General features: G+C 55.3%; 9 protein-coding genes. 4 read left to right on the top strand and 5 right to left on the bottom strand.

Features of this window, described 5'->3' with window-relative positions; translation table 11 throughout:
• Positions 1–12 precede the first annotated feature (12 nt).
• The 5 genes from ACYVHX_RS03590 to ACYVHX_RS03570 form a co-directional block, all read right to left on the bottom strand.
• On the bottom strand, positions 13–1,311 hold the full coding sequence (locus ACYVHX_RS03590) for a vanadium-dependent haloperoxidase (RefSeq protein WP_460670222.1): 1,299 nt from the start codon (positions 1,309–1,311) through the stop codon (positions 13–15).
• Between the two features lie 58 nt (positions 1,312–1,369).
• Positions 1,370–4,732, bottom strand: a complete 3,363-nt coding sequence (locus tag ACYVHX_RS03585; protein WP_460670221.1) for a VCBS repeat-containing protein — start codon at positions 4,730–4,732, stop codon at positions 1,370–1,372.
• A gap of 117 nt (positions 4,733–4,849) precedes the next feature.
• Positions 4,850–5,560, bottom strand: coding sequence for a hypothetical protein (locus ACYVHX_RS03580; RefSeq protein ID WP_460670220.1), 711 nt, complete (start codon positions 5,558–5,560; stop codon positions 4,850–4,852).
• Positions 5,561–5,650: 90 nt separating this feature from the next.
• Positions 5,651–7,513: a RagB/SusD family nutrient uptake outer membrane protein gene (locus ACYVHX_RS03575; protein ID WP_460670219.1), complete on the bottom strand. Its 1,863-nt coding sequence runs from the start codon at positions 7,511–7,513 to the stop codon at positions 5,651–5,653.
• 13 nt (positions 7,514–7,526) lie between these two features.
• Positions 7,527–10,646: a SusC/RagA family TonB-linked outer membrane protein gene (locus ACYVHX_RS03570; protein WP_460670218.1), complete on the bottom strand. Its 3,120-nt coding sequence runs from the start codon at positions 10,644–10,646 to the stop codon at positions 7,527–7,529.
• Between the two features lie 823 nt (positions 10,647–11,469).
• Here ACYVHX_RS03570 and ACYVHX_RS03565 point away from each other — a divergent pair.
• The 4 genes from ACYVHX_RS03565 (at position 11,470) to ACYVHX_RS03550 (ending at position 19,733) form a co-directional block, all read left to right on the top strand.
• A complete protein-coding gene (locus tag ACYVHX_RS03565; RefSeq protein ID WP_460670217.1) occupies positions 11,470–13,929 on the top strand; it encodes an ABC transporter permease in 2,460 nt (819 codons plus the stop codon).
• Between the two features lie 106 nt (positions 13,930–14,035).
• The gene (locus tag ACYVHX_RS03560) at positions 14,036–16,438 is read left to right on the top strand and encodes an ABC transporter permease (protein ID WP_460670216.1); all 2,403 of its coding nucleotides are present in this window, start codon (positions 14,036–14,038) and stop codon (positions 16,436–16,438) included.
• A 255-nt stretch (positions 16,439–16,693) separates the two neighbouring features.
• Positions 16,694–19,048: an ABC transporter permease gene (locus ACYVHX_RS03555; protein ID WP_460670215.1), complete on the top strand. Its 2,355-nt coding sequence runs from the start codon at positions 16,694–16,696 to the stop codon at positions 19,046–19,048.
• A gap of 91 nt (positions 19,049–19,139) precedes the next feature.
• Positions 19,140–19,733: a hypothetical protein gene (locus ACYVHX_RS03550; RefSeq protein WP_460670214.1), complete on the top strand. Its 594-nt coding sequence runs from the start codon at positions 19,140–19,142 to the stop codon at positions 19,731–19,733.
• Positions 19,734–19,811: the final 78 nt, after the last annotated feature.

Genomic DNA, 19,811 nt, shown 5'->3' with positions numbered 1-19,811 from the left:
GAAAACCGCCTTTCAGTGGAGCTTCTTCACTACCCATTCGCCCACTTTCAGGCCCTGCGCCCGGCCGTTGTCGATGGCGTCCATGAAGTGAATGCCTCCGTAAAACCGCGACAGTCCGGCTTCGACGGCGGCTTCGCGGAACGAGCGGAACGAGCGCGCTTTCAGGCCGTAGCGTTCCTCGACGGTGTCGGTATACTGAAAATTATCCCCGAAATAATGGGTCAGAATCACTTCCGAAGCCGATGAAATGGTGGAGTGGCCGCTCAGGTATTCCGGAAACGGCGGGGTTTGCAGAAACGGTTTCCAGGCCGGATCAACGAGCTGACGAATGGCGGTTTCGGGCCGGATGCGGTCGCTGCGGTATTTTTCGTCCCAGCAGGCCAGGAAACTGTCCATCAGTCCAATGGCCACCGCCGTATGGATTTTCAGCGACTCCGCAAAGCTTTTTTTGGCCCGGGCGCAGGCAATGCCGGTGATGCCCATCCAGTGCGCGCCCGGCGAAATTTTCTTCAAGCCCACCAGCATATGCCCGTTGTTTTCGAGCGCAAACGGATTGCAGTCCCAGAAAGCCGCAATCAGGCGGTGTTCGTCGCTCAAACTCGCGGCTCCGGTTTGGTGATTCTGTTCGAGCAGCCGGTAAAACGCAGACGTTTTATTTCGGGAAAAAGCCACCGGCGGCACGGGTTTGAACTGCGAAGCGGAGTCAAGCGTAAAGGGCCGTACGGTGTTGAAATGCGGCTCGACCGGCGCAAAATAGCCCGGGGGTGTCGGGTACCAGGTGCCTTCCTTGCCGGAGGGCGTATAACGCGGATAGTTGCTGATCCTGTTGTACCGATCGGCTTTGGCGTATTTCAGCATCTGCTGGCTGATGGCGACCGCATAGGCCGTGGAGCTTTCAATGGCCGCTTCGGAAAAACCGATCGTCCGGCACGAATCCAGCAAGTGTTGCTCCAGTTTTTCCAGGCGCTTGCCCGAAGGCTGCATTTTCTGGGCGGTTTTGACCATCGCCAGCACCGCACTCAGATCGGTGGAAAAACCGTCGATGGCCTGCGGTTTTTCCATCTTCGGGTAGTCGTTCAGCACGCCGTGCATCGGGCGGTAGGCCTTGTCGTTCTGGGCGAGAACCTCGTAGCCCGCCAGACAGGCGTAGGTGAAAAACCGGGCGGCCAAGGGTGGATTCGTCACGTCGTGAATCATCACCTCGGTCATCGCGTCAACGACCTGGGTGATCTCCCGGTTGTTGAGCTCCGGCGCCTTTTCCGTCTTACAGCCGATGAGAAAGACGAAAAAAAGGAGAGTTAACCTTTTCATGATCATTCAAAAAGCTATTTCGCAGAGACTCCGCTTAACGCTGCGAAATAATCTCTCCTTAAAATTTGTACGCTTTAATACCCATTTGATTTATTCCAAACAAAACCGTGTTGCCGATCGGCAGGATGCTCCGGACATCGCCTTTGACCTGAAAACCGGATTGCCGTTGCGGCACGGTTGTGAACTGTCCTTTTCCGTTGCCCTTCAGCAGCAGGCCGTAGTTGGCGTCGGACTTGCCAAACCGCAGCCGCGCCCGGTTGATGTTGCCGCCCACGAGCAAATCCTTTTTGCCGTCGTGGTCGTAATCCAGAACCGTCAGCGCAAAAACCGGCGATGCCTGTGCGTCAATGGGCAGCGGTTTTTCCCGGAATTTCCCCTGGGCGTTGCTTTCAAAATAAGCGGTTTTCAGGTAATTCGCTTCCAGCCGCGTGGCGCCGTTCCGTTCTTCGTCCGTAAAAATTTCCTGCATCGTGGCGTCGGCGTAGCTCTTGTAATCCGGGAAGCGCGTGCGCATGATGCTGAGCTGGTCGAGCAGTTCGTCGCGGGACACGTAGGGGTAGCTTTTGCCCCGAATGTAGAAACACAAAATCGGATCGACCGAGCCGTTGTCGTCGAAATCCTTGTAAAACAGTTCGGCGGGCTGCTGATCGCTGGCTTTGCACTGCGTGTTCAGGCCCTGATTGCCGATAACGAGATCCGGTTTGCCGTCACCGTTCAGATCATCGACCAGCAGTTTGTTCCACCAGCCGCGGTAGGTTTTGTCAAAATAGGTCTTCGTCTGATCCTCCCATTTCCCGTCGCTGCTTCCGAAAACCGTCACCGGCATCCATTCGCCCACGACCACCAGCTCCGGTTTCTGGTCGCCGTTGAGGTCGGTCCAGGCGGCATCGCTCACCATTCCGATTCGTTGCAGCGCCGGAGCAAGGCTGGCCGTCTGGTCGCTGAATTTCCCCCTGCCGTCGTTGATCAGCAGAAAACTGGGCGGGGTTTCGGGATACCGCCCCGGAATGACCCGCCCGCCGACGAACAGATCCGGTTTGCCGTCGCCGTTCACGTCCGAAACCCGGACGCAGCTTTTGCTGGTGCGCAGGTTGGGCAAAGCCGCCGGATTTTTGGTGAAATTTCCCTTACCATCGTTCAGATACAGCCGGTCCTGCAACTTCGGATCGTCGGGCAGGAAATTGGCGTAGCCTCCGCTGCACACGTACAAATCCTGGAACCCGTCGCCGTTGGCGTCGAAGAAAACCGCGTCGGCATCGTCGCTGCCTTTGTCGGCTTCGAGCGCGGGCTGCGGTGTGGGCAGAAACTGCTGATTGGTCTGTTGCAGGTAGAGGACGCCGGCCTGGCCGTTGCCGCCCCCCACAAACACGTCTTCCCGGCCGTCGCCGTTCACATCGGCTTTGGTCATGCACGGCCCGACAAACGACTGTGGCGTGATCAGCAGCGGCTGGCGTTTGAAATCGTTCAGGTTGTTTTTAACCGCCTGATAGGCGACCGGCGGCTTAATTTCGGTGAACAGGCCAGCAGGGTCAGACGACGGACGCGGGGCGGTCCGGGCGTTTTTCTCGGACAAAACCAGCGTTTGATTGGCCTTCATGGCGGTCAGAAGCTGTTGGCTGCCACCCGGCCAGACCACCCGCAGCGAATCGATGGTGGCGTTTTTCCCCAGCCCAAAATGGAGCACGGGCGATACGCTCGACTGAAAACCGCGTGACGGCATCTGTTCCAGCAGCTGCTGCTGGCCTTTCTGATAAACCGTCACTTTCGCACCCAGCCCGAAGCGGTTTTTTTCGCTGCCTTCCAGCCTGACCGTCAGGTAGTTGTTTTTAAGTTGGACATTGGCTTCGTTGCGGTAGATAAACGCCGGTTTGTTGAGGTTGTTGACCACCAGATCCAGGTCGCCATCGTTGTCCAGATCCGCGTAAGCCGCCCCGTTGCTGTTCGAGGGCAGCGCCATGCCCCAGGCCTTGCTGACATCCGAAAACGTCAGGTTGCCGTTGTTTTTGAACACGTAATTATTCACATCCGAAGCCGGAATCTGGTAGACCAGTTCGAGGATGTTCTGCCGCCGGACGTTGCTCTGGTTGTTCTGCAAATAATCGTTCATGTACTTCGTGAAGTCCATGTTCGTGAAGTCGCGCACGTAGCCGTTGGTCACAAACAGGTCTTTCCAGCCGTCGTTGTCGTAATCGGCCAGCAGCGGTGCCCAGCTCCAGTCGGTATTTGAAAGCCCCGCCAGCTGCCCGATTTCGCTGAAGCTGCCGTCGCCGTTGTTGAGTTGCAGCATGTTCCGCATGTACTGGTAGTGGAACCCGGTTTTCAGGTTGAGGTCGAATTTTTCGTAGTTATCGGGGGCAAAAAGCAGCTTTTGCCGGTGGTTGTCTTCGGGCAGCATATCCAGCGTGAAGACGTCCGGTAAGCCGTCGTTGTTGACATCGGCCACGTCGTTGCCCATCGAAAAATGCGAGAAATGCCCCAGGCTGGATTGAATTTTATCCGAGAAGGACGTTCGGTTTCTGAGGTTGATGTAGAGGTAATCCGGAATCGTGTAGTCATTGGAAACGTACAAATCCGGCCAGCCGTCACCGTTCAGGTCGGAAATGCCCGCACCCAGGCCGTACGACAGGGCGGTGTTGCGTAAACCGGCCGTTCGGGTGATGTCCTGATAATGCGGTTTTCCGTTCTTCGGATCGTTCCGGAAAAGCCGGATGCCGGTTTGCAGATCCGGTTTTTTCAACCAGTCCGCCGTACTGGCTTCGTCCAGCAGCGGTAGCGATTTGGGGTTGTGGTTCAGGAGAAAAAGGTCCAGATCACCGTCCTGGTCGTAGTCGAAAAAGAAACCCTGCGTACTGTTAACAGCGTGATTCAGACCGTATTCAGCGGTTTTTTCGGTGAAATGTGGAAGGCCGCCCGCTTTGCTGCCCTCGTTGATGAAAAGTTGATTGATCCGCTTTTCGGGCGACAGATTTCCGGAGTAACACACGTAGAGGTCCAGCCAGCCGTCGCCGTTGACGTCGGCCATGGTCACGCCGGTTTTCCACGGTCCTTCGCGCCCGGCCACCCCGGCCGAGTCGGTAACGTCTTCAAATTTCAGGTTGCCCCGGTTGAGGTAGAGTTTGTTGGCAACCATGTTTCCGGTAAAGTACAAATCGTCCAGCCCGTCGTTGTTGAGATCGCCAACGGCCACGCCCCCGCCGTTGTAAAAGTATTCGTACATCAGCACGTTGGTGTTCAGGCCTTCCGTCAGGGTGTTGGCAAAAAGGACCTGGGTTTCTTCCGGAGCCAGCAGCGTGAAGAGCGGAGGACCGGTATTTTCGACGGCGGTTTTTTCTTCCCGCGAGGAAGAATCCCGGCAGCCGGTCAGGGTGAGGACGACGAGTAGGAGACAGGATGAAAAAAAAGGTAAAGAAAGCAATTTCATGGAATCAGAATGCGAAATAGGGTGACGGTTTACGGTTTTCCGCTTATGGTTGGCTGACGCATTTTGGGTACAGCGCGTAACCGTAAACGGAAAACTGTAAACCGAACCCCTTTAAAGTTAACTGGTTAACGTACTGCAAAATTGCAGCAATCGTTTCAGATCCTCTTCTTTTTTGAAATCAATGGATTCGGCTTTCAGGTAGTCTTCGATGGCCGATCTGGATTTTGAAAACAGCTTCAGAACGGCGCTTTTGCTGATTCGGTAAAACCGGTTGTTCTGGTCGATCATCAGGTATACCACGTCTTTTTCCAGCAACAGATCGCCTTCCTGTTCGAGCCGGGAAAGCTGGCCGCTGCCGCCGATAAACGATTTATACTGGGTGATGGACGAGGTGCCGGACGACTGGTTGTACGCGCCGTTTTTTTCGGCCCGCAGCGTTTTAAAGATCGGCTTGAACGCCAGCCTGACCGCACTGTAATCGGCCAGCAGTTCGACAAAACCGTATTTTGGATCGTACCGGTAGCCGGTTTCGGCCAGTTGAACCGATCGGACCAGCGTCTCGTTGGCCAGCGACAGCGTGTCGCCTTTGGGGTCGATGAACTGCATCTCGCCGATCAGGATGTTGTAGTTAAAGCGTCCGGCCGCCGACTGACCGTTGCGGTACTCGACTTTACCTTCCCGAAACTGGGGATACCGGTAGCGGTCCGGCATCGGAACCGAGTGTTGCCAGTTGGGGCCTCCTTTGATCCGGAGGATTCCGTTTTTTTGCGCCTGCAATTCAGAAACACCCAGCAATCCAATCAGGGCGATGACTAACACGGCTTTCATGACGCCAGGGGTTACGGTAAAAAGTGGCTAAAAAGCTGTGCCAGCCCACTTGGGCTGGCACAAATTCTATCGCATGTAAAACCGCATGGCTTAGTAGCCCGGATTCTGAACCAGCTTGTTGTTCCGGTTCATTTCGTCGCGGTTAATCGGCAGGTAGTACATCTTGTCGGCCCAGGACCGGTTTTCCTTTCCAGGATCGATGTCGACGACTTTGTACGTGTAATCGTAGCTGGTCGGATCGTATTTGTAGAGCGATACCGACTTACCCGCTTTCAACGTACCGGTGACGCTGATGGTGTTGGCTTTGCGGCCCAGGGTGGTCGAAGCAATCATCCAGCGACGGGCATCGTGGTAGCGGTGTTCTTCGAAGACCAGCTCAATCCGGCGTTCGTTGCGATACCGCTCCTTCAGGGCCGCACCGGTTTCGGTCAGCGCGGGCATCCCGGCCCGGTAGCGAATGCGGTTCAGCCAGATTTTGGCTTCGGCATCCTGACCCAGTTCGATGCAGGCTTCGGCGTAGTTCAGGGCAGCTTCGGTATACCGGAAGAACGGCCAAGGAATTTGCTGGTACGTGTTCTGGTCAACGATAGCCGGGTTGGGATCGGTGAATTTCCGCTGGTAATAACCCGTATAGCTACCGTTCCAGTCTTCCACCGAGCTCTTGCGGGTATCCAGACCGGCGATGACGGTTTTGGCTCCGTTAGCGCCCGTAACCTCGTAGCTACCCGTCTGAATCTGGTTCACCGGATCTTTCGCGGCTACATCGGCCGTGCGGGGTTTCCAGGGTGAGCCATCGTACAGGATGGTTGCATACAAACGGGGATCGCGGTTGACATACGGCGTGGCCGCTTTCTTCGGATCGGTCCAGCTAAATTTGGTACCGTCCATCATTTCGTAGTCATCCACCAGCAGCGAAACCGGCGTATTTCCGGCCCAGTTGTGATACCCATTCGGTCCGTTGTGCAGACCTACCTGACCGCCCGCTTCCTGTTTGTCGTTGATAAACGAGCGCGTGAACAGGACGTCACGTTCACCACCACTGCGCGACAGGGCGATGTTCATGTAGTTGGCCGTACCGTCTTCTTTGGTAGCCGGCGCCGTCAGGTTCAGCTGAAAACCGTAAGCCGTCATGTCCAGAACCGCTTTGGCCGCGTCCCGGGCTTTGGTCCAGCGTTCGGCGCGGGTGCCCGCAACATACCCCAGCAGCGCCGGGTTAGCAAAAGCGGCATGCGTCGAAGATTTGGCTTTGGCCGTGGTCGCGTCGTACAGATCACTGGCTGCGTACGTCAGAATGCGGGCTTTCAGCGCCAGCGCCGAAACGTCGTTCGCCCGGCCTTTGGCCATTGAGAGGCCTTTCAGGGCGGCAGCGGCATCGTCGCAGTCTTTTACGATGAAGTTGATACACTCCTCCATGGTATTGCGGGTCACCAGGTAATCGGCTTCCCCTAACTCATAAGGACGGTCCACAATAGGAACCCCACCGTAATACCGGACCAATTGATGATAATAGTAGGCCCGCATGAACTTGGCTTCACCGGTCAGCCGTTCCACAATTTTGTTCGTGTTCGTGAAGTTCGGCTTCGCCAGATTCGCCAGCGCCAGGTTACAGGCCCGGATGCGCAGGTACATCTGGTTCCAGTCGATCGTTTCGTTGACCCAACCCGGATCAGCCGGGTTGGAACGGGATTCGGTGATGGTGGTAATGTTCCGACCGGGGTGCGTGAAGATGGCTTCATCGGTCAGCGACGAGAGTTGCTGTTCGTAAAGTCCCCCAAATCCCAGCCCGGCATAGATACCGGTAACGAAGGCTTCGGCCAGGGCCGCATCCGACCAGACCGCCGTTCCGGACACCTGATCCAGCGGCTGGGTATTCACGAAGTCGTCGTTACAACCCGTGACGGAAAAGGCTGCAATTCCGACTGCTAAACTTATGGTTTTAAATTTTCGTAGCATGTTGAATTAATAATTAGAAACGAAGCGATAGTCCCGTGTTGATAATCCGTGCCTGCGGATAGTACTGTCCGGTGGAGTTGTCAGCTTCCGGGTCAAACGAACCCAGTTTGTTGAGCAACGTGAACAGGTTCAGACCGTTGGCATACACGCGCAGGTTGCTGATACCGACTTTTTTGCCGATGTTGTCCGGAATCGTGTAGCCGATCTCGAAGTTTTTCAGGCGGATGTAATCGGCCGAACGCAGCCAGTAGGTGTTGCCACCCGAGAAATACTGGTCGCTCCGGTTGGCAATACGTGGGTGTACGCTGCTCGGGTTTTCAACCGTCCAGCGATCCGTGTAGATCTCTTTCAGGTAGTTACCGATGTTGCCGGACTCGCCAAGGCTGATGTACTGCTGCGCACCGGCTGAGCCCTGAAACAGAATCGTCAGGTCAAAGTTTTTGTACGATGCCGTGATGTTCATCCCACCCTGGAACAGCGGCAGGTTCGTGCGGGTGTTCCGGACGCGGTCGTCGGGGGTGATTTTACCGTCGCCGTTGTAATCCTTGTACTTCATGTCACCCGGACGGATGGTTTTTACGATGGCGGAGTAATCGAGCGTGTTGGCGTCGATGTCGGCCTGATCCTTGAACACCCCGTCGTACTCGTAAGCAATGTATCCGTTGATCGGCATACCGGTGGTCCGCTGCCACTCGGGTGCGCCCGGGGCTTCATCCCAGAAGATGATCCGGTTTTGGGCGTACCCACCGTTGACGCTAACCGTAAACTTCAGATCCTGAACCTGGCCGTTGTAACCGATCTGACCATCGAACCCTTTGTTGCGAACTTTTCCGATGTTTTCCGGAGGCAGCACCAGACCCGTCGTGCGGGGAATCGATGCGTTCCGCGGATACAGAATCGAAGTCCGCAGGTTGTTGAAGTAGTCAAATTCAAAGTTGATTTTGCCGTTGAACAACTGGCCTTCCAGACCGATATCGGCGTTGTTGGCCACCTCCCACGTAATGGTTGGGTTCGGAATCCGGGCTTCCGTCAGCGTTTTCTGCTGCTGGTTATTGATGATGTACGTGTTGAAACCGTAGGTCGCCAGGTACTGATAGGTTGCCAGGTTGGTGGTTCCGGGCAGGTAAATCTGGTCGTTACCCAACTGCCCCCACGAACCGCGCAGTTTCAAGTAGTTGATCGACGGAATGGCGTTTTTCAGGAAGTTTTCTTCGGAAATTACCCAGCCAGCCAGGAAGCCCGGGAAGAAACCGTAGCGGGTTTCCTTCGGGAAAATGTCCGAACCGTCGTAGCGCCACAGGAACTCGGCCAGGTATTTCTCCTTATAGTTGTAGGCTACCCGCCCGAAGTAGTTGATCCGGGCGCGTTCGAAAGCACCCCCGTTGTTGTTTTTCTCCAGGTCACCACCGGCAAAAAGCTGGTCGATGGACGCCGAGATAAAATACCGCCGGAAGGCTTCAAATGCGTCACCCGTGATGGTTTCCCGGTTTACCCCGGCCAGCACCGTCAGGCCGTGGTCTTCGTTGAATTTCCGCTCGTAGTTCAGAATACCGCCCAGCAGAATGTTCAGCTGGTTTTCGTTGTAGAGGTTCAGACGGGGTTCGGCGGGTCCGCGTTTGCTGGCAATCAGGTTCGGAATGCCGTTGGCATCAACGCCGGTTCCGCGTTCGTACAGCGTCCAGGGCGTTTGCCACAGTTTCCGGTTGCGGATGTATTTATCGATTGCCGCCGTTGCCGTAAATTTCAGCCCTTCGACACCCGGAATTTTGATGTCCAACTGGCCATTCGTCTGGAAATAATCCCGTTTCTCCTGGTCGTAACCGGTATCGTTGGTCGTAATCACCACCGGGTTTTCACCGTTTTCGATATCCGGACCCGGGCGACCGTCGGGCCAGAAAGCCGGCTGGTTCGGTTTGCCCCGCATCTGCATCCGGAAAATGGCACCGGCGCCCCGCGTCGGATAAAACCGGAATTCTTCGCGACCCAGCAAGCCCACCGCCAGGTGAACGTACTTGTTGATGTCGGCATCGAGGTTAACGCGCAGATCGTACTGTTTGTAACCGGTTGCGGAGCGTTTGTAGTAAGCATCCTGGTTCTGGTAGCCCAGCGAAGCCACATACTTGAACTCCGGCGTACCGCCCGTCACCTGCAGGTTGTGCTGCTGTTGCGGTGACCAGGTTTTCAGCGTCGATTTATACCAGTCGGTGTTCGGGTGGCCCCAGGGGTCCGAACCGTCGTTGTATTTGGTGATGTCGTCCGGTGAATACGGCGCTGTCCGGACGGTGCCGTCCGGGCGGGTATACTTACCGGTAGCCGTATACGCCTGCGTGGCGGCCGACCATTCCGAAACCGGAAGTTCGTACACGTTCAGGTCATTGAGCATCTTGGCGTATTCGGCGGCATTGGCCAGTTTCGGCACCACCGTGGGCTGTGCAAAGCCCTGGTTGAACGAATACGACAACTGGGGTTTTCCGGTTTTACCCCGCTTGGTGGTGATCAGGATAACCCCGTTGGCAGCCCGTGATCCGTAGATGGCGGCCGAAGCATCTTTCAAAACCGAGATGTTTTCGATGTCGGCCGGGTTGATCCGTTCCAGACCCCCGGACCGCGCCGGAACACCATCGACAACGACCAGGGCGTTGTTGTTCCCCAGCGTGTTCGTTCCCCGAATCCGGATGGCCGAGCCATCGTAACCCGGTTCTCCACTGCGGTTGACGGCCACAACACCCGGCAGACGGCCCGCGATGGAGTTAGACAGGTTCGTCGTTGGTGATTTCACCAGGTCGCTTCCCTTGACCGAAACCACCGAGCCGGTTACGGTTTCTTTTTTCTGCACCCCGTACCCTACTACCACGACTTCGTTCAACTGGCTGACATCATCCAGCAGTCTGACATCGACCGTCGAGCGACCACCAATGGCAACTTCCTGGGTGACGTAACCGATGAAAGAAAAAACCAGCGTGGCGGTTTTACTCGGTACATTGAGCGAATACGTTCCTTCGGAATTGGTCGTGGTTCCCTGGGTTGTTCCCTTCACCACAATACTGACCCCGGGCAGAACGTCGCTTTGTCCGCCGGTCACTTTTCCCTTAATGGTTACTTGGGCGAAAGCTCCGGAGACAGAAACTAGCATTAGATAAAGTACTAAGAGATACCTGTTTTTGGGAGGTATCTGATGAGTAGACTTTTTCATACAGATAAGAAGGATTGGTTTAATTGAGATTAAGATTGGGCACTGGTTACTTAGTTAAAGTTTTTGACAGAAAAATTGGGACAGTGGGGATGTAGACAGCAATCAATTCGCTGACGGGTGAGACATACAACCGACGTCTGGACGCATAAAAAGTGTGGGGACTACTAGCAAAGAGGGGAAACGCAAAGAAATGTAGTAGTTTTTTATCATAATTAATAGAGATGGTTTTGGAACAAATTGAACTATGCAAAGAAATGCTTTTTTTGGCAAAATGTATTAGTTTGTGACTTATTACCAAAAAATAGTATCATTCTGTTAACGGGCACTTCGGTCGAATTCTGATAAAGCATTTGATCCGCTTTTGCCAGGTTGCCGTAACTTTAAAAATAGGATTTTATTTAAATAGTTACATTTCGTATCCGCCTGTTCCCAGAATTCTTACGTTAAATTAATAACAGAATATTAATTATTAAAATATTAAAACAATAATAGTTAAAGAAAAGTCAAAACCGGTTAAAAAGTAGTCAACAGCGCGGCTGTTCGGGAACATCCCGTTAAAAATGCTGCCAGATTGCAGTCAGGCAACAAAAATGGCCTGTCCGCCATCGTACAAAAATATGTCCGCAAGCGGACAGGTACCCCGGTAATGTATTAGGTATGTATCTGGTATTCAGTGATATATCAGGCTGGCACACGCTTGGCAGGAGCACAACCATAGTCTAATTGGTCTGTGCGTAAGGTCAAATTCTTTTCTCCGATTCCGATGATCCTGAACTATCTTAAAATCGCGCTCCGAAACCTCCGTACGCATACGGTTTATTCGTTCATCAACCTCTTTGGCCTGGCGGTAGGCGTCGCAAGTTGTCTGCTTATCGTTCTTTTTGTCAAAGACGAGCTGGCCTTCGACCGGTTTTTGCCCAATGCCGACCGCATTTACCAGATCAACACCGCGGGAAATTTCGGCGGGAGCGATTTTACGTCCAGCGGCACCCCGCCCCCGCTCGGAAAAACGCTGCTGAGCGAGTATGCCGATGTGGAAGCCTACACGCGCCTGTTCAAGGTGATGGATGTGGTTGTTCAGCGGGAGCAGAACGGAAAGGCGAACCGCTCGTTTACGGAATCGCAGGTGATGGCGGCCGATTCAAATTTTTTCCAGGTCATCCGGTTTGCCACGCTGGCCGGGAATCCGGTGACGTGTTTGCAGGAACCGAACTCGGTGGTGATCACCGAAAAAATGGCCCGGAAATACTTCGGAAAACCGGAAGTGGTCGGCCAGGTGCTGAAAATCAACAACGACCCGTTCCGGATTACGGCGGTGCTGGCCGATCTGCCCGCGCAGTCGTCGATTCAGTTTGATTTTCTGACGCCGATGAAAAACTACGGCGTCGTGCAGTATTTCGACTGGAGCTGGGTGTGGCTGAACGTGGCAACCTACATTCGGGTCAACGAGCAGGTGGCCGGCCAGCCCGGGCGAATCCGGGCGCTGGAAGCCCGCTTTGGGGAGATGGTCCGGAAACACGCCGATCCCACCTTCAAACGCATCGGCCAGCCCGACTTCCTGAAAAACGGCGGGCGCTGGCTGTTTCAGCTTCAGCCGCTGACCGACATTCACCTGCATTCGAACGACATCTCGAGCCACTACCCGAATCTGGGTGACCGTCGGCAGGTGGAAACGTTTGCGGTGGTGGCGGTTTTTATCGTCATTCTGGCCTGCGTCAATTTCATGAATCTGTCAACGGCCCGCTCCGTCAAACGGGCGAAGGAGGTGGGCGTTCGGAAAGTGCTGGGCTCGTACCGCAGTACGCTGATTCGCCAGTTTCTGACCGAATCGATGCTGTACAGCCTGGTAGCAACCCTCATTGGGCTGGCGCTGGTGGTCGTTTTTCTGCCCTTTTTCAATCAACTGGCGGGAAAAACGTTTTCGGCCGATGTGCTGTTTTCGGCGGATCTGTTGCTCATCACCGGTGCGCTGGCGTTGCTGGTGGGGCTGCTGGCGGGCAGCTACCCGGCGTTTTATCTGACCTCCTTCAACCCGGTGCAAACTCTTAAAAACGGGATTCTGAAAACTTCGCTGAGTCAGCGCCTGACCCGCAACGGGCTGGTGGTCTTTCAGTTTGTGGTGTCAACGGTGTTGATCATCGGGACCATCGTGGTGTTTGCGCAGTTGCGGTATGCCCAGACCAAAGACCTGGGGCTTACCAAAGAAAATGTGCTGGTGATCCGAAATTCGGATCGGCTGGGGAAAAACGAACAAGCGTTTCGGCAGGAGCTGACCCGGCTGGCCGAAGTGACGAACGCCAGCATTTCGAGCAGCGTACCGCTGCGGGGCGGTTTTGGCGATTTTTACAATCCGGTTCAAACCGCCGAAAAACAAATTGCCAAAGACCTCACCCTGTATTCGTTCATGACGGATTATGATTTGGTGCCGACGCTGAATATCAGGCTGAAGCAGGGGCGGAATTTTTCGCCGGACCATTCGGATTCGCTCTCGGTGATTCTGAACGAAACGGCGGTGAAACAAATCGGCTGGAAGAACCCGATCGGGCAGCAGCTGGTCTATCCCGGCGGTCGGCAGGAATCGTATAAAGTGATTGGTGTTATGAAGGATTTCGACATGGAATCGGTTCGGTCGGCAATGGCGCCGTTTGCCCTGTTTCATACGTCTTCCCACAGTTATCAGGAACCGATTTCCTACGTGCTGGCCCGCATCCGGCCCGGTGAGGTCGAAACCGCCCTCAAAAAAATCGAAGCCAACTGGAAACGGTTTTCGCCCGACACGCCTTTCGATTACACCTTTCTGGACAGTGAATTTGCCAAAGCCTACCGCACGGAACAGCAAACCGGCCGGGTGTTCGGCACGTTTACGGCCCTCGCTATTTTCATTGCCTGTCTGGGGTTGCTTGGCCTGACCACCTTTGCCGCCGAGCAGCGGACGAAAGAAATTGGTGTCCGGAAGGTGCTGGGCGCATCCGTTGCGAGCATTGTTTCCCTGCTTTCCCGTGATTTTCTGAAACTGGTGGCACTTTCGATCGTGGTGGCAACGCCCATTGCCTGGTACATCATGAACCGCTGGCTGGCCGACTACAAATACCGGATTGCCATCGAATGGTGGATGATTGCCCTGGCGGGTGGACTGGCCCTGGTGATCGCTTTCGCAACGGTCAGCTTTCAAAGCATTCGGGCCGCCCTGATGAATCCGGTGAAATCGCTGCGGAGTGAGTAGCCGTCCCGGTTCATCCTTTAACGTTTATTAACACCCCCCGAAAACCGGGTACTGGTGAAGGCTATTACCTTTGGGGCAACGCAGAACCCGTTGCTGACCAGAGTTTATGCTGCAAAACTACTTTAAAATCGCCTGGCGGAATCTAACGTCCAACCGGAGTTACACCTTGCTGAATATCCTCGGTTTATCGGTGGGGATGGCGGGTGGCTTGTTGCTGTTTTTGTTTATCCGGTATCACCTGAGTACCGACCGGCACCACCCTAAATTCGACCGCATTTTTCGGGTGGTGACGGATTTGCACCTCGACGACGGTTCGGTCGAATACTACCCCGAAGCCCCCCTGCCGATGGCGCAAACCTTGCGGACGACGTATCCGCAGGTTGAGCAGGCGGCTTTTCTGATCATGAACCGCGAATTGCTGGTCAGCTACCGAAAACCGGGACAAGCGGCCACTACCCGGTTTCAGGAGCACCAGGGCACCGGGCTGGTGCAGCCGGAACTGTTTGAGATCATGGAGTACCGCTGGGTACAGGGCAATCCGAAAACCGCCCTGCACGCGCCCAATACCGCAGTTATTACCGAATCGTGGGCCCGGAAATACTTTGGCGAAGCCGACCCGATGGGCCAGACCCTGACGCTGAACCACACAACGGGCGTCCGGATCACCGGCGTTTTGGCCGACCCGCCCCGGACCACCGACGTGGACTTGCAGTGGTTTATCTCGATGGCGACCCTCAGGGCGCTGGACCCGAAATACGATCAGTCGAACTGGTACCAGTTGAACAGCAACTACCGGCTTTTCTGTACGCTGAAAAATCCGGAATCGGTCGCCAGCCTGGAAGCGGCTATGCCCGCGCTATCGAAAAAACAGTTCGGCAAAGACGCCCGGTATATTCAGTTTCATTTCCAGCCGCTTCAGAATGTGCATTTCGACGTCCGGCGGCTGGCCACGGGTGCCACGGCCATTCGTCCGTCGCTGCTCTGGTCGCTGGGTTTGGTGGGTCTTTTTCTGGTGCTGACGGCCTGCATTAACTTTGTCAACCTGGCCACGGCGCAGGCGCTGCGTCGGAGCCGGGAAGTGGGCATTCGCAAAACGCTGGGCAGTACGCGGGCGCAACTGGTCCGGCAATTTATCCTCGAAACCGCCCTGATTGTCCTGACCGCTGCGGTTTTTGCCCTGCTGCTGGCGGTTTTGAGCCTGCCGCTTTTCAACCAGTGGGTCGGTATTCGGTTATCGGTAGACCTCGACGGACTGACGCTGGGCTTCGTGGCCCTGCTGATCGGGGTTGTCATTGTACTGGCGGGCGGGTATCCGGCTGCGGTTTTGTCCGGCTTTAGTCCCTGGGCGGCTTTGAAAGGTCAACTGCCGGCGAGGTCGGTGGGGAGTTACACGGTTCGGCAGTCGCTGGTGGTGGTGCAGTTTGTGATTTGTCAGGCCCTGATCATCGGGTCGCTGGTGGTGGCAACGCAGGTTCGGTACCTTCAGAACGCTGATCTGGGGATGAATAAAGAAAACGTGGTGGTGGTGCCGCTGCCCAAACCCGGGAAAACCCAGCGGGAAACGTTTAAAAACGAGTTGCTGCAATACCCCGAAATCAAAACCGTCAGTGCCAGCTACCGGCCGCCCTCGGCGCAGATGATGAACGGCGGCTCGTTTAAGTTTGAAAGCCATGAATGGGCAAATTTCCCAATTCGGGAGCGGCTGGCCGACGCCGATTACCTGAAAACCTACGGGCTGCAACTCATTGCCGGACGGAATGTTTCGGAGAGCGACACAATTCGGGAATACGTGGTCAACGAAGCGTTTTTGCGCAAAATGAACATCCGAAATCCAGAGCAGGTGCTGGGCCGCCGGATGCAGTACCATCTGTCGCCGGTTTTGCTGCCCATTGTGGGAGTCGTGAAAGACTTCCACCAGCGTTCGCTGCGCGATGAGATTGGCCCCTGCCTCATCACCACGTATGCCGATCAGTTCAAAACCGCCGGCATCCGGATTGCGGGCCAGAACCCCCAGCAAACCGTTCAGCGCATTCGCACCATCTGGGAAAAAACGTATCCGGATGAGGTGTTTGAATACGAATTTTTAGACGACCAGCTCGCCCGGTTTTACGAAACCGAAAGCCTGATTTTCCGGCTGGTCAATACGTTTTCCGGGATCTGTATTCTGATTTGCGGGCTGGGTTTATACGGTCTGGTGTCGCTGGTGGTGGTGCAGCGCACGAAGGAAATTGGCGTCCGGAAGGTGCTGGGCGCGTCGGTGGCCAGCATCGTCCGGCTGCTTTCGAAAGACTTTTTGAAACTGGTGGTGCTGGCGCTGGTCATTGCATCGCCGATTGCCGGATACGCCATGAGCCAGTGGCTAAACGAGTTTGCCTATAAAATTGCCATCGAATGGTGGATGTTTGCCCTGGCGGGCGGTTTGGCGGTTTTGGTAGCGCTGCTGACGGTTTCGTTTCAGAGCATCAAGGCGGCTTTGGCCAATCCGGTGAAGAGTCTGCGGGCGGAGTAAAAAAGGAGGAAGGAATACGTGCCTGCCTGTATCCGCTCACAAAAATTCGTTCAGATCGAGTTGAAGGAGGTCGGAGTAGGAGGAAGCAGTCGTGACGGCCCCGTCGCCCAGGCCGACCGTTAGTTTGGAAATAAGGCGTTGGTGAGCTGCGGGTGCCCAAACCCCCAGTCTTCATGAACAACGGAAGGAAGATTGATCGGTGGGAAGTACATAATTCATCCTGTTTTAGTTTAGTCAAATTTACCCCCATAAACGATGCTGAGCAACTACCTCACAATCGCCCTGCGTAACCTCTGGCGCAACAAATTGTACACCGGTTTGAACCTGGGCGGGCTGGCCATCGGGCTGGCGGCCTGTCTGCTGATGGCGCTGTATGTCACTCATGAGTTTTCGTACGACGGTTTTCACCCCCGGGCCGACCGGATTGTGCGCGTAACGACCGAGATGAAAACGCCGGAGTCGCCCCTGTCGATTGCCTCCAGCCCGGTGCCGCTGGCCGACGCGCTGAAACGCGATTACCCGGAAGTGGAAACCGCCGTACGGTTTTTGCCTACTTCGGCGGTGGTCCGGCACGGGGAAAAGCTACTGCAGGAATCGGATGTGTATTATGCCGACAGCGACGTTTTTACGGTTTTTTCGTACGCCTTTCGGGCGGGCAATCCGGCGACGGCGCTAAGCAGTCCCAACAGCGTGGTGGTGGCCGAACGATTTGCCCAGAAGTATTTCGGAACGACGGACGTACTCGGAAAAAGCATCGAGTTTAATCAGCAGCCGGTCCGGATCACGGGCGTTATCGCCGATGCGCCGAGCAATACCGATCTGCCCGTTAACGCCCTGTTGGCGAAGCAGTTTGTCGGCTCCCGGTCGTGGGTGGAAGACGATTTTCCCTGTTACACCTACGTCCTTTTTCGGGAACAGCCCAACCTGGCGGTTTTCAGCAAAAAGCTGGACCAGCTGGCCGGCAAATACGCCAATCCGGAGCTGAAGAAAATGGGGGCGGAAGGCTATTCGCTCCGTTTTCCGGCCGAACAACTGAAAGACGTGCATTACAGCCAGGGAAAAATGGCCGATACGCCGAAGGGCAGCAAACAATACGGCTACCTGTTCGCATTTCTGGCGGTTTTTGTGCTCGCCATTGCGCTGCTGAATTACGTCAACCTGCTGACCGCCAAAGCCACCGAGCGGGCCAAAGAAGTTGGCATCCGGAAGGCCAGTGGCGCGCAGCGCGGGCAGTTGATCCGGCAGTTTCTGCTGGAATCGGGGCTGTTGAGTGGGTTTTCCGTCGGTATTGCGGTGATGCTGGTCGGAATGGCCCTTCCTTTTTTCAATGCGCTATTGCAGATCCGGATGCAAATTTCCGGCTCCGAAGCGGCTCTGCTGCCCGGTTTTACGTGGCTGCTCATCACCCTGCTGGGCGGTTTGTACCCGGCCCTGGTGTTGTCTGATTTTCGCCCGGTTGAGGTGCTGAAAGGAAGGCTGGGAACGTACGGCAAAGGCGCCTGGCTGCGCAAATCGGTCATTGTGTTTCAGTTTGTGCTGGCCGTGGGGATGATGGCGGGCGTGCTAGTGATCCGGCGGCAGATGAACTTCCTGCAAAACCACGATCTGGGCTTTACGAAAGAACGCATCCTGACCCTGCACCTGCCCGACGATTCGACCGCCCGCGCGGGGGCACGGGCATTGGCAAACAGCCTGAACGACCAGAGCGGCATTGCCGGGGTCACGCTGGGCTCGGGTTTGCAACCGGCGGCCCTGGTGCCGATGGCGTCGACGACCATCCGGAGCACCGGCCGGAAACGGGAGCTAATGAGCAATTACCTGTTTGTGGATGAGCAGTTTATGCCACTGCTGGGGATGAAATTGAAAACCGGCCGGAACCTATCGGCGCAATCGAAAGCCGACCAGAAAGGCGGTTTTCTGGTCAACGAAGCGTTTGTGAAAATGGCGGGTTGGAAAACCGCCCTGGGGCAGCCCATCGACGGATTTGGTCACAAAGGCGAGGTGGTGGGCGTGGTAAAGAACTTTCATTACCGCTCCCTGCACAACCTGATCGAACCGCTGGTGCTGGTCTACAACACGATCCCCGCCAGCAGCCTGATGGTGAAGATGAAACCGGATCAGCTGCCGGTGGTAAAAGCCATCTGGGAGCGGCATTATCCGATGGCCCCGTTCGATTATGCCTTTCTGGAGCAATCGTTTGAGGCCCAGTACCATAAAGATCGGGTCATGATGACGGTTTTTAACGGTTTTGCGGCCCTAACCATGCTGGTTTCTTGCTTGGGATTGTTTGGTTTCGTTACCTTTACAACCGGACAGCGAACAAAAGAGATTGGGATACGCAAGATTCTGGGTGCCTCCGTCGTTAACGTGGTGTTATTGCTCTCCAAAGATTTTCTCAAGTTAGTTCTCATTGCCATTTTCGTTGCTGCACCGCTGGCCTGGTACGCCCTGGATCGCTGGTTGCAGGATTTCGCATACCAGGTGGGGTTGGAAGGATGGATTTTCGCAACGGCGGGTGGTCTGGTGGTTCTGATTGCGTTGCTGACCGTGTCTTTCCAGTCGATGAAAGCCGCCCTGACGAACCCGGTGAAAAGCTTGAAAAATGAATAAAAGGAGGAGAGGTGGAAGGGAAGAAAGGAAAAATGCGCATCCTCTTCCATTCCTCCGTTCCTCCTCTCCTCCTTAAAAACAGTAAACACGCATGAAAACAGCACTTACTCTCGCCCTTTTAGGAATCAGCATGGTCGCCGTCGGGCAGGAACGCTCGTCAATTAGCCGGAACATCAGTGACAATGGCAAAACGTTGCGGATCAGGATTGACGTTGAGCAATCCAGCCGGGAAATTCATTACGACGAGGAGTTCGACGCGACCGGCATGAGCAAGGAGGAGAAAGAGTATCTGGTCAGCCACATTCAGGACTCGCTGGGCGTACACGTTGCGGTGAGTCCGCCCCGCCCCCCGAAAGCGCCCACGTTCTCCCGAAGCACCCGGCCACCCCGGTACGAGTCGGGCGAGGTCGTCGCCGTTAGCCGGACCGCCGGAAACCGCCCCAAAAACGAGGAGAGCCAGCTTCCCAAAAACGTGATTGTGGCCCCGGACGGAACGCCGTATACCAAAACCGTCACCGAAGATGCGGAAAATAACCGCCTGAAGTTGAAATACGAGTACAGGCTGGACGGCGAAGAGCACGTTTTCGAACGGACGCTCAACGTGCAGGGTAAAAGTGAGGCCGAGCGGCAACGGCTCATTGCCGATACTGAACGCAGTTTGGGCTTGTCCAACGCGCGGAAGTAAACCCGGAAAACCGGATCCATTTACTAAAAAACGGAAATTCCCAGCCGAACGCCAGGTCGCTTCGGTTGGGAATTTTAT

This window comes from Larkinella ripae, from assembly GCF_054780775.1.
This window is presented reverse-complemented; position numbering and strand designations above follow the sequence as displayed.

Excerpts from the sequence above, each read along its gene's own strand:
- ACYVHX_RS03565 (WP_460670217.1), top strand. The coding sequence starts at position 11,470 with ATGATCCTGAACTATCTTAAAATCGCGCTCCGAAACCTCCGTACGCAT.
- ACYVHX_RS03575 (WP_460670219.1), bottom strand. The coding sequence starts at position 7,513 with ATGCTACGAAAATTTAAAACCATAAGTTTAGCAGTCGGAATTGCAGCC.
- ACYVHX_RS03590 (WP_460670222.1), bottom strand. The coding sequence starts at position 1,311 with ATGAAAAGGTTAACTCTCCTTTTTTTCGTCTTTCTCATCGGCTGTAAG.
- ACYVHX_RS03550 (WP_460670214.1), top strand. The coding sequence starts at position 19,140 with ATGAAAACAGCACTTACTCTCGCCCTTTTAGGAATCAGCATGGTCGCC.
- ACYVHX_RS03585 (WP_460670221.1), bottom strand. The coding sequence starts at position 4,732 with ATGAAATTGCTTTCTTTACCTTTTTTTTCATCCTGTCTCCTACTCGTC.
- ACYVHX_RS03580 (WP_460670220.1), bottom strand. The coding sequence starts at position 5,560 with ATGAAAGCCGTGTTAGTCATCGCCCTGATTGGATTGCTGGGTGTTTCT.
- ACYVHX_RS03570 (WP_460670218.1), bottom strand. The coding sequence starts at position 10,646 with ATGCTAGTTTCTGTCTCCGGAGCTTTCGCCCAAGTAACCATTAAGGGA.
- ACYVHX_RS03560 (WP_460670216.1), top strand. The coding sequence starts at position 14,036 with ATGCTGCAAAACTACTTTAAAATCGCCTGGCGGAATCTAACGTCCAAC.
- ACYVHX_RS03555 (WP_460670215.1), top strand. The coding sequence starts at position 16,694 with ATGCTGAGCAACTACCTCACAATCGCCCTGCGTAACCTCTGGCGCAAC.